The 16042-nt window shown below is 52.4% G+C and carries 16 protein-coding genes; 2 read left to right on the forward strand and 14 right to left on the reverse strand.

Going from position 1 to position 16042, the window contains the following annotated elements:
* Positions 1–7: 7 nt before the first annotated feature.
* On the reverse strand, positions 8–982 hold the full coding sequence (locus GLV97_RS06590; protein WP_160889338.1) for a DUF3048 domain-containing protein: 975 nt from the start codon (positions 980–982) through the stop codon (positions 8–10).
* A gap of 35 nt (positions 983–1017) precedes the next feature.
* On the reverse strand, positions 1018–2763 hold the full coding sequence (locus GLV97_RS06595) for an adenine deaminase C-terminal domain-containing protein (protein ID WP_160889339.1): 1746 nt from the start codon (positions 2761–2763) through the stop codon (positions 1018–1020).
* A 74-nt stretch (positions 2764–2837) separates the two neighbouring features.
* Here GLV97_RS06595 and GLV97_RS06600 point away from each other — a divergent pair, with 74 nt between their 5' ends.
* Both GLV97_RS06600 and GLV97_RS20320 read left to right on the forward strand, forming a co-directional pair.
* Complete coding sequence (locus tag GLV97_RS06600) at positions 2838–3080, forward strand: YgaP family membrane protein (RefSeq protein ID WP_160841328.1); 243 nt, start codon at positions 2838–2840, stop codon at positions 3078–3080.
* Positions 3081–3257: 177 nt separating this feature from the next.
* The gene (locus GLV97_RS20320) at positions 3258–3350 is read left to right on the forward strand and encodes an EYxxD motif small membrane protein (protein ID WP_224871459.1); all 93 of its coding nucleotides are present in this window, start codon (positions 3258–3260) and stop codon (positions 3348–3350) included.
* On the opposite strand, the gene purD is transcribed toward GLV97_RS20320, so the two are convergent.
* From purD to purE, 12 genes are all read right to left on the reverse strand, one after another.
* Positions 3309–4592: a phosphoribosylamine--glycine ligase gene (gene purD / locus GLV97_RS06605; RefSeq protein WP_160889340.1), complete on the reverse strand. Its 1284-nt coding sequence runs from the start codon at positions 4590–4592 to the stop codon at positions 3309–3311. The genes GLV97_RS20320 and purD overlap by 42 nt on opposite strands.
* 21 nt (positions 4593–4613) lie before the next feature.
* The gene (gene purH, locus GLV97_RS06610; protein ID WP_160839243.1) at positions 4614–6146 is read right to left on the reverse strand and encodes a bifunctional phosphoribosylaminoimidazolecarboxamide formyltransferase/IMP cyclohydrolase; all 1533 of its coding nucleotides are present in this window, start codon (positions 6144–6146) and stop codon (positions 4614–4616) included.
* The gene (purN, locus tag GLV97_RS06615; protein WP_160839245.1) at positions 6143–6721 is read right to left on the reverse strand and encodes a phosphoribosylglycinamide formyltransferase; all 579 of its coding nucleotides are present in this window, start codon (positions 6719–6721) and stop codon (positions 6143–6145) included. Before purN ends, purH begins: the two co-directional genes overlap by 4 nt.
* Positions 6718–7722 carry a phosphoribosylformylglycinamidine cyclo-ligase gene (purM, locus tag GLV97_RS06620; RefSeq protein WP_160889341.1) on the reverse strand — a complete coding sequence of 335 codons (1005 nt, stop codon included), beginning with the start codon at positions 7720–7722 and terminating at the stop codon, positions 6718–6720. Before purM ends, purN begins: the two co-directional genes overlap by 4 nt.
* Before the next feature lie 12 nt (positions 7723–7734).
* On the reverse strand, positions 7735–9147 hold the full coding sequence (gene purF / locus GLV97_RS06625; RefSeq protein WP_160889342.1) for an amidophosphoribosyltransferase: 1413 nt from the start codon (positions 9145–9147) through the stop codon (positions 7735–7737).
* Entirely contained in the window at positions 9123–11348 is a 2226-nt protein-coding gene (gene purL, locus GLV97_RS06630) for a phosphoribosylformylglycinamidine synthase subunit PurL (RefSeq protein ID WP_160889343.1), read from the reverse strand. Before purL ends, purF begins: the two co-directional genes overlap by 25 nt.
* Positions 11332–12015 carry a phosphoribosylformylglycinamidine synthase subunit PurQ gene (purQ, locus tag GLV97_RS06635; RefSeq protein WP_160889344.1) on the reverse strand — a complete coding sequence of 228 codons (684 nt, stop codon included), beginning with the start codon at positions 12013–12015 and terminating at the stop codon, positions 11332–11334. Before purQ ends, purL begins: the two co-directional genes overlap by 17 nt.
* Before the next feature lies 1 nt (position 12016).
* Positions 12017–12262 (reverse strand): phosphoribosylformylglycinamidine synthase subunit PurS, encoded by a 246-nt coding sequence (gene purS / locus GLV97_RS06640; RefSeq protein ID WP_160839254.1) that lies wholly within the window; start codon positions 12260–12262, stop codon positions 12017–12019.
* Entirely contained in the window at positions 12250–12969 is a 720-nt protein-coding gene (purC, locus tag GLV97_RS06645) for a phosphoribosylaminoimidazolesuccinocarboxamide synthase (protein ID WP_160889345.1), read from the reverse strand. The genes purS and purC overlap by 13 nt, the downstream gene beginning before the upstream one ends.
* Before the next feature lie 65 nt (positions 12970–13034).
* The gene (purB, locus tag GLV97_RS06650; protein ID WP_160841321.1) at positions 13035–14327 is read right to left on the reverse strand and encodes an adenylosuccinate lyase; all 1293 of its coding nucleotides are present in this window, start codon (positions 14325–14327) and stop codon (positions 13035–13037) included.
* Between the two features lie 10 nt (positions 14328–14337).
* The gene (gene purK, locus GLV97_RS06655; RefSeq protein ID WP_160889346.1) at positions 14338–15465 is read right to left on the reverse strand and encodes a 5-(carboxyamino)imidazole ribonucleotide synthase; all 1128 of its coding nucleotides are present in this window, start codon (positions 15463–15465) and stop codon (positions 14338–14340) included.
* A complete protein-coding gene (purE, locus tag GLV97_RS06660) occupies positions 15455–15946 on the reverse strand; it encodes a 5-(carboxyamino)imidazole ribonucleotide mutase (protein ID WP_160889347.1) in 492 nt (163 codons plus the stop codon). Before purE ends, purK begins: the two co-directional genes overlap by 11 nt.
* Positions 15947–16042: the final 96 nt, after the last annotated feature.

Consider the following 16042-nt stretch of genomic DNA (forward strand, 5'->3'; position numbering starts at 1 on the left):
TTCCTCCTCAAAATTGAACCGCTGCGGATTCAGGTATAATGTTCACCCATGTATTTCCCGGGACGAACGGCACCTGTTCTCCCCCTTCATATGGGAGCAGCCGTCCGTCTGTATTTCTCCACTCCACCTCTTTCATCGTCCCTTTCTGCAAAAGGTAGCTGCGGCCGCCGGAGGTAAGATCAACCTCACGCCGTCCGGCTTTATCGATGATTTGGTGGCGGGCCTCTATAATCCATACGTTATCGGCAGCGATCTGTTCCATCGTTAAACGATCCACGGACGGATTCCCGTCACTGAAACGGAGAAACCCCTCGTCGGAATACTGCCAGTGAACTTGTGTCCTGCTGCCGTAGGTAATGACGACATCTTCAGCAGGACGGCCGTCCGGGCGTCCATCCTTAAACAGCAGAGGGTTCGGCGGGGCCGTATCCACCCAGTCATTTTCCTCGACCACACGATCCAGACCTTCTGTCCAAAGGTAGGAATTATGCGGGGCGGAACGGTCCGGGGACCGGCGGAACAGCCAGCCATTATTGTCATAAACAGCACCATCCACAGCGTCCATGCTGCTGTCAGCAAGCTGCTGATATATGGAATGGGACGCTCCGTGATAGGCGTAAAGAGCGTCATATCCATAGGCCAGCTCAAAATAGTATGGACGGGCGCTTCGCACCGGCCCGATTGTATCAGGAATGTCACTATGGAACAAAGCGAGAAAACGGGTGATCTGTCCTTCAGCAAGCACCTCATAGACGAGATCCGCATGACTGAGACCGGACTGGGGCCGGGCTTCGGGATGGTTATTAACCATCACACCAAGCGCACGCCCGTTTTCCTTCCCTGCAGTGGATTCCCCTGTTAAAGGAAAAACATCCCCGGCAGGGGCTGGGATTTCTGCTGCTTTTTCCCCGGGAGTCTCTCCCGTCGATTGGCAGGCAGTAAGACCGGCGGCAAGCAGACAGATAAGCAGCAGCTTTTTCATAGATGCACGTCCTTTAGATCATTCCCACTTATATTTTAACGCATTATCGAAGGAAAGAGTACCTCTTTCTTTTTCACATCGATGATTCCAAGTGGTGTGATCCGGATAAATGGAAGATGCGTGGAAGACAGAAATAAGAGCGTATAGACCGGATCTGAGAAGGCAAATCCATAGGCTTTCAAATGGTTTTTCAACGTTTCCTCTTCTTCCATCAGTGTATTCATCGGCTCGTCGGACATGACTCCACCGAGTGGAAGAGCCAGTTCAAAGATGACTTCCCCTTTGTCGACAAGCACAACGCCGCCACCGATATCTTTCATCCGGGCAAAGGCGGTCTGCATATCAGCTTTCGATTTTCCGGTCAGGACAATGTCCCCTGTACTGCTGTATGAACTGACAAGGGCCCCGAGTGAGGTCGTGAAACCTTTGATCAACGTGTTGACCTTCCATTCGCCTTCACGGTCCATCAGCATGAGAAATCCTTCGGAATGATCCTCCGGCAGCCGTTCCACGCCCGTGTCGGTATCTACTGCATAAGGCTTCATGATGACGTCGTTGATCATTTCCAGACCGACCGGCATGGAGAACTGCAGATCTTGTTCGGTCAGCTCCCAGTTCAGGGCCAGCTGATCAATCCCGTTTTTCTTCCATTCCACCTGGGACGGTGCTTCTACAGCCTGTCCATCCTTTTTCACCCATTCACCTTTAGCAAGAACAGAATGAGGCGTCGGATTATCTGGACTTGATAAGAAGTTCAAGTGAGCGACCCGTCCGGCATTCAGACTGCCGACACGGTTCTCAATCGTAAAATGACGGGCGGAATTGTACGTGGCCATCATATAGGCATCAATATCGGGTACACCGGCATCGAGAGCAATCTGAATGCATTGATTGATCAGTCCTTCACGATAAAAGCCAGGCGTAGACCCATCCGTCGTATACATCATATGGTCGAAGTGCTGGTGCCCTTTTTCCATAAGCCCCTGTAAAATATCCGGCAGATCAGGGCGGATCGAAGAGTAACGGAGCCCTGTCTGATAACCGATGGCGAGACGACTCAGCACATCCTCTGCTGTCATCGACTCGTGCTCGGAATCCATGCCGAGCAGACGCATTTTTACGAGTGTTTTCTCCGATGCGCCGGGCAGATGGGCTTCCAGCGGCTTGCGGGACCGTTTCGTTTGCTGCATCCAATGAAGAATCTGTTCGTCCCCGTTATATAAGACATCCGGCCAGGCCGTCAGCTCCCCGCCCTGAATGACGGCGTCGTGCTCAATCCACGATTCGATCTGCTCATCAAACGCCTCTCTGTCATCATCCTTCAATACGGACTGGGGATCAAAACGCGCCCACCAGTACATTGAAGCAGGCAGGTTCATAAACTCTTCAAGCAGAGAAAACGCTTTCTCTTTGTCTGTTAAAAAAAGCCACATCAAGTTGTCATTAATGAGCGTTGTCGTTCCCGTGGCCGCTGCATATTCTCCAAGGCTCTGGGGATTATATAACTGGAATGGATGGGCATGCGGTTCAATATAACCCGGGACAATCCAGCTGTCCCTGCCATCAATCATTTCCGTTCCTTCTGTATGGGCAGGAAGCTCCTGACCCGTATAAATGATGCGGTCTTCATAAATCCAGATATGACCGGTCATCCACTGTTTTAAATACACGTTCAAGTAGGTTGTATTGGTAATCAGTTTCGTCGGCGCGACTTTACCGTCCATGACAGCTGCATGTTTCCGCAGCTGACGGTTGCGCCAGCGAAAGCGTGTTTCGTTCATGGAGCGTACCTCCCTGATTTCATTATGTTCTATCGTAACACAGGATATTCCAATCTGCTAAGGAGGAACCTGTTATGAAACCGAATATCAGCCTGATCAACAGCATGATCCGGATTACAGCAGGCTTCAGCATGCTTACGTATTTGACGATCCGCGGAGCGCGGAATGAGGAGTCCTCCTCCCATCCGTTTCTGATCATGATGGCTTCCCTGAAAATTGCGGAGGGCATCGTGCGCTTCTGTCCTCTCACCGCTTTATACGAAGAAGCGGCCGTAGAGACAGATGGAAAGGAAGAAGCATGGCCGCAGAACCTCTAGAACGACTCCTGAAAAGGTGGAAAAGCTTATGATGTTCCTGCCTCTTCTCTATCTTTTCAGCCGGTATAAAAGAAAAAAAGAGGAACAGACAGAAAAAACTGCAGGATAACAAAAAGAGCGGGGGAATGCCCCGCTCCTGTTCATAAAGGATGAAATGATGTGTACTTTTTAGAATATGTGACTGATGTCGGTTTTGTCATTCTTACAATCATCGGGACGATTGCCGCGTTAGGAGCGGTGTTTCTTCGTTCCCGCAGAAAAAAGAGTTGACCGGCCGATGTCACGGCGGTAGAAAAAGTCATCAAACGTATCGAATACTTGAAGAGAGCGGTAGGCGTTGTTTAGCGCTTCTTCGGTATGTTCACCGAGACTGCCGGCAAGAAGAACCCGGCCCCCGTTTGATACATACCCTTTTTCATCGAGAGCGGTCCCCGCATGAACAAAAAAGGTATCCTCATCCGCTTTCAATTCTGGAAGAAGGCGGCCTTTTTCATAGGCTCCCGGATATCCTTTAGATGCGACCACTACCCCGGCACAGGACTGGTTCTTCCAGGTAAGTTCCGGATCCTTTCCGGCCAGAACATCCAGAAGGACCTGCAGGAGGTCGTTTTCCAACAGCGGCAGAACCACCTGTGTTTCCGGATCACCGAAACGGGCATTGAATTCAATCACCTTTGGACCTTCGTTCGTTTCAATCAGACCGGCATATAAAATCCCCGTGAAGGAACGGCCTTCCTCTACCATCGCTTTGGCGGCTGGACGGACAATCGTTTCAAGGGCCGCATCATAAGAGTCATGGGACAGAGTCGGTACAGGAGCATACGCGCCCATTCCACCGGTATTCGGACCTTGATCCCCTTCAAAGGCACGCTTATGGTCGCGCGCCGGAACCATAGGATACACATTCCCCCCACGGACGAAGGCCATTAAGGAAAACTCATCCCCATCCAGGAATTCCTCGATCACTACCTCGTGACCCGCTTCCCCGAAGCGGCCGTCTCCGAGCATTTCCTCCACCGCCTTGTCTGCTTCTTTGACGGTTTCTGCTACAACGACCCCTTTGCCGGCAGCAAGACCGTCGGCTTTGACGACGATCGGTGCGCCTTTTTCAGCGATATACGCTTTCGCCTCGTCCGCATCCGTAAAGGCTTCATAATCAGCCGTCGGGATGTCGTATTTTTTCATGAGCTGCTTGGCAAAACGCTTGCTCCCTTCAATAAGAGCCGCCCGGCCGCTCGGGGCAAAAACAGGCAGCCCCGCCTTTGTGAACGCATCAGCCAGACCGTCTGCAAGCGGATCTTCCGGGCCGATGATCGTCAGCCCGACGTCCTTTTCCTCCGCAAACGCCACGAGCGCTTCATGATTTCCTTCATCAATAGTGACGCACTCGGCCTGTTCAGTCATGCCGGCGTTTCCGGGAGCAGCAAATAACCCCTCCACCTGGTCACTTTCGGCAAGCTTCTGGATAAGGCTGTGTTCCCGGCCGCCGCGCCCAATTACTAAAACGTTCATCATCCTTCATCCTTTCTTTATTTAATGCTTAAAGTGACGCATTTTCGTAAAGACCATGGAAATGCCGTGCTTATTACAGGCATCGATCGAATCCTGATCGCGTTTCGACCCACCCGGCTGGATGATGGCTGTAACTCCAGCAGCCGCGGCCGTTTCAACCGTATCCGGCATTGGGAAAAAGGCGTCGGAGGCAAGAATACTTCCTTCAGCTTTCTCACCGGCCTGCTCAAGAGCGATTTTGGCTGCACCAACCCGGTTCATCTGTCCGGCCCCGACACCGAGGGTGCGGTCCCCTTTGGCTACGATGATCGCGTTGGATTTGACGTGCTTCACAACTTTCCAGCCCAGCTTCAGATCTTCCATTTCCTGCTGGGAAGGCGCGCGTTCGGTCGCCACTTCCAAGTCCACTTGATCCAGGGATCCTTCGTCCGTATCCTGGACAAGCAGTCCGCCGTTAACGGTCGTCAGCTTATGGGAAGGACGGTCGGATTTCTTCATATCCACCTTGAGTAAACGCAGATTCTTTTTCTTTGTAAGAATGTCGAGCGCTTCCTGGCTGAAGGCTGGAGCGATGATGATTTCGAGGAAAATCTCCTTCAGCTTGGCGGCTGTCTCTTTGTCCACTTCCCTGTTCAGGGCGACAATCCCTCCAAAAATGGACACGGGATCTCCTTCATAGGCTTTCACGTAGGCATCATACAGGTTTCCGCCGACGCCGACGCCGCAAGGATTCATGTGCTTCACAGCGACAGCCGCAGGCTCATTGAATTCAAGAACGACTTCAAGCGCCGCATTGGCATCCTGGATATTATTATAGGAAAGCTCCTTGCCGTTCAGCTGCTCCGCTTCTGCGAGGGACGTCCCCTCCACGGCTGCTTTCTTATAAAAAGCAGCACTCTGATGCGGGTTCTCCCCGTAGCGGAGTGACTGGACTTTTTCATATGTAACGGTATACGTCTCTGGATAGGCTTCTTCGGTCAGATCAGAGAAGTAACCGGCAATCACCGCGTCATAATTGGCGGTATGGCGGAACACCTTCGCAGCCAGGCGGCGGCGTTCTTCATAGGAAAGCTCTCCCTCGTTCAAGCCTTCGATGACTGTTCCGTAATCGGAAGGATCGACTACGACCGCTACATCTTCAAAGCTTTTCGCCGCTGCCCGCAGCATTGTCGGCCCGCCGATATCGACGTTTTCAATCGCTTCCGCTTCCGTCACCCCTTGTTTAGCAATCGTCTCTTTAAATGGGTAGAGGTTCACCGCTACAAGGTCAATCGTCTGGATATCGAGTTCATCCAGCTGTTCCATATGCTCTTTGTTGGACCGCTTGGCAAGCAGACCTCCGTGGACAGATGGATGCAGCGTTTTGACACGGCCATCCATAATTTCCGGAAAATCGGTCACCTCAGAAATCGAAAGTACCGGAATGCCCGCTTCTTCAATGGTGCGTTTTGTTCCGCCCGTAGAAACGAGCTCATAACCCAGCTCATTCAGACGGCGGGCGAAGTCTGTTAATCCCTGTTTATCGGATACGCTCAACAGTGCACGTTTTTTCATTTGTATTCCTCCTTGGGTAGTAAAGACTGGATGACTTCTGGATAAAGGCGGTGCTCAACGGTCTGGATGCGGCGCTGGACGTCTTCTTTGCTGTCATCTCTATGGATATGGACAGGTTCCTGGGCAATAATCGGGCCGGTGTCCATGCCATCGTCGACAAAATGGACCGTTACCCCCGTCACCTTCACCTGTTTGTCGAGCGCCTGTCCCACTGCATCTTTCCCAGGAAAGGCGGGAAGAAGGGACGGATGTATGTTCAGAATTCTTCCTTCATAAGGAGCAAGCAGGGTCGGTCCGATCAGACGCATATAACCAGCAAGAACAATCCAATCCACATTCCTGGAGCGCAGGTCCTCGAGAATCGCCGCCTCGTAGGCAGCTTTATCTGAAAAAAGCTTCGGTGTATACACGACGGTATCGATTTCATGCCGCTGCGCCTTTTCAATCACAGCTGCCCCGACCCGGTCACAAACGAGCAGCGCGACGCGGGCATCGAGGCTTCCTTCATCAATGGCCTTCACAATAGCATCGAAATTGGAGCCGGTACCGGAAGCAAATATCGCCAGCTGCTTCATAAGAGCTGCACCCCCTGGTCACGAGTGACACGTCCAATGACCGCTGCTTCAGGACAGGCCGATAACGCCTGTTCCACTTCTTCTCCGCTGATGACCGCTGCCATCCCGATGCCCATATTGAAGACCCCGTACATTTCTTCTTCCGTGATGGAACCCTGATCCTGTAAGAACCGGAACACAGGCGGGACGTCCCAGCTGCCCTGTTCAACAGCAGCTCCGAACCCTTCCGGAAGCATGCGGGGGAGATTCTCATAAAAACCGCCGCCGGTAACGTGGGCCAGTCCTTTGACCTCGACCGCTCCGCGAAGTTTTTTGACCGGATCGACGTAAATGACGGTCGGTGTTAAAAGCACTTCACCAAGGGGCTGTTCCATGCCGGGATACACCTGTTCCAAATCAAGGTCGGCCACGAGTTTTCGTACAAGCGAAAAGCCGTTGGAGTGGATGCCTGAAGAAGGCAGGCCGATGATGACGTCCCCTTCCTGAACAGAGTCACCAGTAATCAACTTGTCCTTATCAGCCATACCGACGACAAAACCGGCCAGGTCGTATTCATCTTCCTCATACATGCCCGGCATTTCTGCCGTTTCTCCACCTACAAGGGCAGCACCAGCCTGTTCACAGCCGTCCGCAATGCCTTTGACAATCTGCTCGATACGGGCGGGATCATTCTTACCACAGGCGATATAATCGAGAAAAAGCAGCGGGTCCGCGCCCTGAGCCGCAATATCATTGACACACATCGCTACGACATCCACTCCTATCGTATCATGTCGGTCGAGTTCGAAGGCCAGTTTGAGCTTCGTCCCCACCCCGTCGGTCCCTGTGACAAGCACCGGATGATTGTACGTCATGCCGCTGATATCAAACAAGCCGGCGAAGGCTCCGAGCCCGCCGATGACTTCCCTGCGCATCGTCCGGCTGACATGCTTTTTCATCCGTTCCACAGCTTCATAACCGGCTTCGACATCGACACCGGCCTGTTTATAGGATTGACTCATCTGTATACCTCCCTACGCTTTCTCATATGGATGCATCGTGTTCGGATAGATTTCGGTCGGGTAATTCCCCGTAAAGCAGGCCATACAGCCGCCGTGCTTCAGAGATTCCTCTCCCTGATAGATGCTTTCATTCAATCCTTCTGTCGTTAAAAAGGCGAGACTGTCCGCACCGATCTGTTCTTCCATCTCCTGAAGGGAATGGTTCGCGGCGATCAGTTCTCCACTGTTGGATGTGTCGATTCCGTAATAGCACGGGTTCTTGATCGGCGGGGAGGCAATTCTGACATGGACCTCTTTCGCTCCTGCCTCTTTGAGCATCTTTACAATCCGCCGGCTGGTTGTTCCACGTACAATGGAATCATCAACCATAACGACTTTTTTCCCTTCGACGATCCCCCGGACAGCGGAAAGCTTCATCTTCACACCCTGCTCTCTCAGCTCCTGGGACGGCTGAATAAAGGTCCGGCCAACGTAACGGTTTTTGATGAGACCGAGCTCGTAAGGAATACCTGAAGCCTCCGCATACCCGATCGCAGCGGAAATACTGGAATCCGGTACCCCTGTCACAACATCCGCATCAACAGGCGCTTCTTCAGCCAATGTTTTTCCCATCCGTTTGCGGGAGGCGTGCACATTCTTCCCGTCCACATTGCTGTCAGGGCGGGAGAAGTAGACGTATTCCATCGAGCAGAGCGTACGCTGGATCGGTGCTGAAAACCGAATGGAATCAATGCCGTCATCAGAAATGACGAGCATTTCCCCGGGATCGATTTCCCTTTCATACGTCGCACCGACAATATCGAAGGCGCATGTTTCTGAAGAGACCACCCAGCTGCCCCCTAAATGGCCGAGGCTGAGCGGACGCAGACCGCGCGGGTCGTTAGCGACGAACATCCGGTCTTCAGTCATTAATAAAAAGGCGTACGCCCCTTTGATCATAGAAAGGGCTTCTGTAATCGCCTGCTCCAGCGGCAGATGACGCGCCCGCTTAATCAGGTGGGCGACAACTTCTGTATCCGATGTCGTCTGTAAAATGCTGCCCTGTCCTTCCAGCTGATTTTTCAACGCCTGTGCATTCACAAGGTTCCCGTTATGAGCAAGGGCGAGTCCGCCGGTTTGTGAACGGAACAGGAGCGGCTGGATATTTTCATAGCCGCCATCGCCTGCTGTCGCGTAGCGCACGTGACCGATGGACGCATGGCCGTGCAGGTCTTCCAGCTGGTTTTCGGAGAATACTTCATTGATCAGCCCGTGTCCCTTGGCGAGCTTCAGCTGCCCGCCGTCTGTCGTTACAATGCCCGCGCCTTCCTGGCCGCGGTGCTGAAGAGCGTGGAGACCATAATAGGTCAGCTGGGCAGAGTCCGGGTGGCCCCAGACACCAAAAATCCCGCATTCTTCATTTAAGCCTTTGATTTCACCAAGCATGAAAGAGCTCCTTTCCAAGCTGTTTTCAGCACAGATGTCTGTTCCTCCATCACAACGTCTTTCTGCTTCACTATATACATGCCGTCCCCTGTCACCGTTCCGATTTCACGCGCTCCGGCAGCCGCCTGTTCAAACGCTTCTTTATTTTCCGGACGGATGGTTACAAGAAAGCGGGACTGGGTTTCTGCGAAAAGCGCGGACGTGAGGTCGCCCTCGAGCGTGACGTCACAGCCAAGTTCCTGATCAAATAGAGTTTCCGCCAGAGCTACAGCCAGCCCTCCTTCGGAAACGTCGTGTGCGGACTCGACAAGGCCTGAACGAATGGCTGTCAGCAGCTGGTTCTGGCGCTGCGCTTCGATTTCCAAATCCAATTCCGGTGCTTTCCCGAAATGACGTCCTTCCAACAATCCCTGCAGTTCACTTCCGCCGAATTCCGCTTTAGTTTCACCGATGACATAAAGGAGATCACCGGCGGCTTTGGCATGCGAGCGGGTAATATGGCTGATATCCTCAATTAAACCGACCATACCGACAATCGGCGTTGGATAGATGGCCTGTCCGCCGAACGATTCATTGTAAAGACTGACGTTCCCGCTGATGACCGGAGTGCCGAGGGTGCGGCAGGCCTCACTCATGCCGTCGACGCTTTTTTCCATCTGCCAGAAAATTTCCGGGTTTTCCGGAGATCCGTAGTTGAGGCCGTCCGTAATGCCTAGCGGCCGTCCGCCGGAGCAGACGATGTTGCGTGCCGCTTCCGCCACGGCAATCTGACCTCCCACTTCCGGATCGAGGTAAATGTACCGGGAGTTACAATCGGTCGTCATCGCAAGCGCCTTGTTCGTTCCACGCACACGCAGAACCGCGGCATCAGAACCCGGGGAGACGACCGTATTCGTCTGGACCATGTAATCGTACTGGTCATACACCCACTCTTTACTGGCGATCGTCGGCTGCTGCAGAAGCTCAAGCAGGGTCTTCGTATAATCCGACACCACCGGCTTGTAATCCTCCATACGTTGAAACTCTTCATAGTAACCAGGCACCCGGGACGGCTGATGGTACACGGGAGCATCCTCTGCAAGGGAATCGACCGGAACATCGGCAGCTACTTCGCCGTGATGTTCCAGGCGGAATCGTTTCGTATCGGTCACCTCACCGACCGCAACGGCTTCAAGATCATACTTCCGAAAGACAGCGGCAATTTCCTCTTCCCTGCCCTTCTCTACAACTAAAAGCATCCGTTCCTGTGATTCCGAGAGCATCATCTCATAAGCCGTCATATTCTCCTCGCGCTGTGGAATGTGATCCAGATTCATCGTCATACCAGTCCCTGCTTTACTTGCCATCTCACTGGCAGAGGAGGTTAAACCAGCGGCCCCCATATCCTGAATCCCGACGAGGGCGTCATGATGGATGACTTCCAGACACGCTTCGATGAGCAGCTTTTCCATAAAAGGATCGCCGACCTGGACCGATGGACGTTTCTCTTCAGATTCTTCCGACAATTCTTCCGATGCGAAGGTCGCACCGTGGATGCCGTCCCGACCGGTTTTGGCTCCGACGTACATGACCGTATTTCCAACACCGGCAGCAATCCCCTTTTGAATATCCTTATGATCAATCAATCCGACACACATCGCATTGACGAGCGGGTTGCCGTTATAGGCATCGTCAAACTGGACTTCCCCGCCAACCGTCGGCACACCTACACAGTTGCCGTAGCCGGCAATGCCGCGGACAACTTCTTCAAACAAATACTTTACCCGCGGACGCTCCAGCGATCCAAAACGGAGAGAATTCAGCAGGGCTACCGGACGGGCGCCCATGGAGAACACATCGCGGAGAATACCGCCCACCCCCGTGGCTGCTCCCTGATAAGGCTCAACAGCGGAAGGATGATTGTGGCTTTCGATTTTGAAGACCACCGCCTGATCATCCCCGATATCAATGATCCCGGCACCCTCTCCCGGACCTTGCAGTACGTGCGGCCCTTCTGTCGGGAATTTCTTCAACAGCGGTTTAGAGTTCTTGTAGCTGCAGTGCTCCGACCACATGACCGAAAACAAGCCGATTTCTGTATAGTTCGGACGGCGGCCGAGAATGTCTACAACCGAGGTGTACTCTTCGTCGGTCAGCCCCATATCTGCATATAAGCGGTTCTGTTCAATCGTTTCCGGACTGATTTCAAGCGTTGATGGCATAATGTTCCCTCCAGTAGGTCAAAATCGATTGAAATAGGCGCAGGCCGTCATCGGTACCGAGCAGGGCATCGACCGCCCGCTCCGGATGCGGCATCATACCGAGGACATTGCCTTGTTCATTGACGATACCGGCAATATCACCGGCGGATCCGTTCGGGTTCGTCTGATACGTAAAGACAATCTGCTTGTTCTCCCGAAGGCGTTCCAGCGTCGGTTCGTCACAGAAGTAATTGCCGTTCCCATGGGCAATCGGAACAAGGATTTCTTCCTTCTCTTCATACTGCAGTGTAAACGGCGTTTCTGCGTTTTCTACGATAAGCGTTTCGTTGTGACACATGAACTTCAGCTTTTCATTCGGCAGCATCGCTCCCGGCAGCAGACCGGTTTCCAATAGGATTTGGAATCCGTTGCACACACCAAGCACCGGCTTCCCGGCTTCTGCGGCAGCACGGATCTGTTCAACGATGGGAGAGGTCGCTGCAATCGCTCCTGAACGAAGGTAATCCCCGTAAGAGAAGCCGCCGGGCAGAAGCACAGCGTCATAGTCTGCTAGATTTGCTTCCTGATACCAGACAAGATCCGCTTGTTCACCAAGTTCATCTTTGACGGCATGGTACATATCACGGTCACAGTTCGATCCTGGGAAGACGATGACGGCAAATTTCACGTCAGCCAGCCTCCTCTATCGTATACGAATAGTTTTCAATCACTGGGTTGGCCAGCAGCTGGTCACACATCTTGTCAATTTCGGCTTCCAAGTCTTCCTTATCATCGACGAGGACCTCCATATACCTGCCGACACGGACATCATGAACATTGTTGTACTCCAGGGATTTCAAGGAATGCTGAACGGCCTTGCCCTGCGGATCGAGCACCCCTTCTTTCAGTGTGATATGAATCTTTACTTTGCGCATACGCTCTCCTCCAGTCGTTGTAAAATCCGTTCATACGTATCTGTTAAACTGCCAATCTCCTCGCGGAAGACGTCCTTATCCATTTTCGTGCCTGTTTCCAAGTCCCAGAGCCTGCACGTATCCGGGGATATTTCATCAGAAAGGACGAGACGGCCATCTGCGAGAAAACCGAATTCCAATTTAAAATCGATCAGCTCGAGGCCCGCCTTCTGGAAAATATGGCTCAAGTGTTCATTGATCAGCAGCGCCTGTTCCTTAATAAAGAGGAGATCCTGTTCGCGGATCCCAGTCAAATGGTACGCGTGGACATCATTGATCAGCGGATCATTCAGTTCATCGTTTTTATAAAAGAGTTCGAGAATAGGTGGTTGAAAGAGTGTTTGTTCAGTGATGCCGAGACGGCGGGTGATGCTGCCTGCGGCTTTATTGCGGACAACGACTTCGAGCGGAACAATATCCGTCTTGTAGACGAGCTGCTCAGTTTCGTTCAAAGCTTGAATGAAGTGGGTCTTGATGTGTTGTTGGTGTAAGGATTGGAACACTTTAGAGGTAATCAGGTTGTTCAGACGGCCCTTGCCGGGAAATGACTCTTTTTTCTTTCCATTAAAGGCGGTCGCATCGTCTTTATAAGATAGGATCAATTGCTCAGGATCATCGGTATGATATACACGCTTCGCTTTTCCTTCATATAAAAGGGAACCTTTCATAAAAGCAGCACCTCACTTGTTGGGGGATTGTTAGGGAAGGACCTGCATCCGCAGGCCCTTGTTGATTACAAACCAATACGATCGAAAATACGGTCCACCTGTTTGAGGTGGTGCTTATAGTCAAAGCAGGCATCCAGCTGTTCTGACGACAGGGTCGATGTGATCTTTTCGTCCGCTTCAATCAACTCACGGAACGGAATGCCCTGCTCCCAAGCCTCCATTGCCTTCGGCTGGACTAGGTCGTAAGCCTCTTCACGGACCATGCCTTCATCAATGAGGGTGAGCAGTACCCGCTGGGAGAAAATCAATCCATAGGTTTTTTCCATATTTTCCTGCATCCGCTCCGGGAAGACCGTCAAGTTCTTCACGAGATTTCCAAAACGGTTCAGCATGTAGTTCAGGGCGATCGTTGCATCCGGAAGAATGATCCGTTCTGCGGAAGAATGGGAAATGTCCCGTTCATGCCAGAGAGGGACGTTTTCAAACGCGGTCAGCATTTCTCCGCGCAGAACGCGGGCCATCCCTGTCATGTTTTCCGAACCGATCGGGTTCCGTTTGTGAGGCATGGCAGAGGAGCCCTTCTGCCCTTTGGCGAAATACTCTTCCACTTCACGCGTTTCTGTCTTCTGAAGGCCGCGGATTTCGACAGCGATTTTTTCGATGGATGTGGCAATCAGGGCCAGCGTCGACACGTAGTGCGCGTGACGGTCACGCTGCAGCGTCTGGGTGGATACAGGTGCAGCACCAAGCCCAAGCTTGTCACAGACGTACTCCTCTACAAATGGATCGATGTTGGCGTACGTACCCACCGCACCAGAGAGTTTCCCGACTTCAATCTGTTTGATCGCCAGGTCGAGACGCTCGAGGTTCCGCTTCATTTCTTCATAATAAAGCGCCATTTTCAAACCGAATGTCGTCGGCTCTGCATGAACTCCGTGGGTACGGCCCATCATGACGGTATGTTTATGTTCCTGTGCCTTCTCACCAAGAATATCAATGAAACGGACCAGGTCGCGGCGGATGATTTCATTCGCCTGCTTCAGTTGATAGGACAAGGCGGTATCGACCACGTCCGTGGATGTGAGTCCGTAATGGACCCATTTGCGCTCTTCTCCGACCGTTTCTGAAACCGCGCGCGTAAAGGCTACGACATCATGACGCGTCTCCTGTTCGATTTCATGTATGCGGTCAATAGAAAAGGATGCTTTTTCCCGCAGCTTTTCTACATCCTCTTTCGGAATGATGCCAAGTTCACTCCATGCTTCACAAGCCAGCAGTTCAACTTCAAGCCAGGCTTGATAACGATTTTCTTCCGTCCAGATCGCTCCCATTTCAGGGCGTGTATAACGTTCAATCATAGTCTTCCTCCTACCAATAATGAATCTGATTTTGTTCAATGCGTTCATCGATCTCTTCGAGTGTGTCACCGATGAAGGTCAGGTGCCCCATCTTGCGTGTGGTACGGGCTTCTTTTTTCCCGTAGTCATGAAGGTGGCAGCCTGTATAATATTCAATCCGGTCATTCAGAATGCCCCGGTGCTTTCCGAGTACATTGATCATCACGGCTGCGCCGAAGGTATGTACCGGCAGCAGCGGCAGCCCGCAGATCGCGCGGATATGCTGTTCGAATTGCGAGACACTGCACGCTTCTATCGTGTAGTGTCCGGAGTTATGCGGACGCGGCGCCATTTCGTTGATGTAAATATCGTCGCCTTTGACGAACATTTCCACAGCAAACGTCCCGACAATGCCGATACGTTCGGCCAGGGCTTCAACTGCTGCTTTTGCCTTATCAAGGACGACGTCCGACGCCTGCGCCGGCACCCGTGTTTCGTGGAGAATCTGCTGTCTGTGGATATTTTCTGCAAGAGGAAAATAAACCATACTCCCATCCTGTCCACGGGTGAAAATCTGGGAGATTTCGAAGTCGAAAGTGATCCACTGTTCCACGATATACGTGCCGCCTTCCTTCAAAAAAGAAGGTAGATTCTCAAGGTCCGACTCCTGTTCCAGTTTCAGCTGCCCTTTACCGTCATATCCTCCGCTGATCGTTTTCATAACCGCCGGATAGCCGATCGTTCCGACAGCCTGTACCGCTTCCTCCGACGTATGGACGATGCGGTATTCCGGCACAGCAAGGCCGGCGTCTACAGCGAAGACTTTTTCTTTTTCACGGTTCTGTGTCACTTCGAGGGCAAGCGTGCCCTGGGGAAGCTTGTCTGCCTCGGCAAAAAAGCGGGAAACGCCGGCATCCACGTTTTCAAATTCGTACGTGACGACCTGGCTGACGGTTTTGAGCCGCTCTGCTCCTTCAACGTCATCATAGGCAGCGACAATGTGGTGGTCGGCAATCGGTGCACAGGGACAATCTTCGGACGGATCCAGCACAGCAATGCGGTATCCCATATGTCTGGCAGCGAGCGCCATCATTTTTCCAAGCTGGCCGCCGCCGAGTATTCCGATCGTCTGGCCTGGACGGATGACATTAATATTCATCGAGCTCCCTCCTCATATGTTCGACTTTCTCCTTCATCCGGCTGCGGTACGTCTCCAGCCGTGCAGCTGTTTCTTTATCAAAAGCACCGAGCATTTCTGCAGCGAGAAGTCCAGCGTTCTTAGCCCCGGCTTTTCCAATCGAGACGGTGGCTACCGGAACGCCGCCGGGCATCTGGACAATGGAAAGAAGTGAATCCATGCCTTGGAGCGATTTTGATTCCACGGGTACTCCGATGACAGGGAGAGTCGTTTTGGAAGCGACCATCCCGGGCAGGTGGGCCGCCCCGCCTGCACCAGCGATGATGACCTTCAACCCTTTCTCCCGTGCGGTTTCACTGTAGGTGAACATATCCTCCGGCGTCCGGTGGGCGGATATGATTTCCTTTTCGTAATCGACCGCCAGTTCATCCAGTACGCTGCAGGCTTCCTGCATCGTATCCCAATCCGAAATACTTCCCATAATGATTCCAACTTCAGCCATGCGCTCTCCCTCGTTTCTTTGTGAAGTAACATAAAAAAAGCCTGCCCGACCGCTCAATCAATGAGAGGAGTCGAACAGGCATACGTCGGCCATGGC

The sequence above is a fragment of the Halobacillus litoralis genome (genome assembly GCF_009856355.1).
GTDB lineage: Bacteria > Bacillota > Bacilli > Bacillales > Halobacillaceae > Halobacillus > Halobacillus litoralis_B.

Coding starts and splice junctions, on each gene's coding strand:
- GLV97_RS06590 (WP_160889338.1), bottom strand. CDS start 982: ATGAAAAAGCTGCTGCTTATCTGTCTGCTTGCCGCCGGTCTTACTGCC.
- GLV97_RS06595 (WP_160889339.1), bottom strand. CDS start 2,763: ATGAACGAAACACGCTTTCGCTGGCGCAACCGTCAGCTGCGGAAACAT.
- GLV97_RS06600 (WP_160841328.1), top strand. CDS start 2,838: ATGAAACCGAATATCAGCCTGATCAACAGCATGATCCGGATTACAGCA.
- purD (WP_160889340.1), bottom strand. CDS start 4,592: ATGAACGTTTTAGTAATTGGGCGCGGCGGCCGGGAACACAGCCTTATC.
- purH (WP_160839243.1), bottom strand. CDS start 6,146: ATGAAAAAACGTGCACTGTTGAGCGTATCCGATAAACAGGGATTAACA.
- purN (WP_160839245.1), bottom strand. CDS start 6,721: ATGAAGCAGCTGGCGATATTTGCTTCCGGTACCGGCTCCAATTTCGAT.
- purM (WP_160889341.1), bottom strand. CDS start 7,722: ATGAGTCAATCCTATAAACAGGCCGGTGTCGATGTCGAAGCCGGTTAT.
- purF (WP_160889342.1), bottom strand. CDS start 9,147: ATGCTTGGTGAAATCAAAGGCTTAAATGAAGAATGCGGGATTTTTGGT.
- purL (WP_160889343.1), bottom strand. CDS start 11,348: ATGCCATCAACGCTTGAAATCAGTCCGGAAACGATTGAACAGAACCGC.
- purS (WP_160839254.1), bottom strand. CDS start 12,262: ATGCGCAAAGTAAAGATTCATATCACACTGAAAGAAGGGGTGCTCGAT.
- purC (WP_160889345.1), bottom strand. CDS start 12,969: ATGAAAGGTTCCCTTTTATATGAAGGAAAAGCGAAGCGTGTATATCAT.
- purB (WP_160841321.1), bottom strand. CDS start 14,327: ATGATTGAACGTTATACACGCCCTGAAATGGGAGCGATCTGGACGGAA.
- purK (WP_160889346.1), bottom strand. CDS start 15,465: ATGAATATTAATGTCATCCGTCCAGGCCAGACGATCGGAATACTCGGC.
- purE (WP_160889347.1), bottom strand. CDS start 15,946: ATGGCTGAAGTTGGAATCATTATGGGAAGTATTTCGGATTGGGATACG.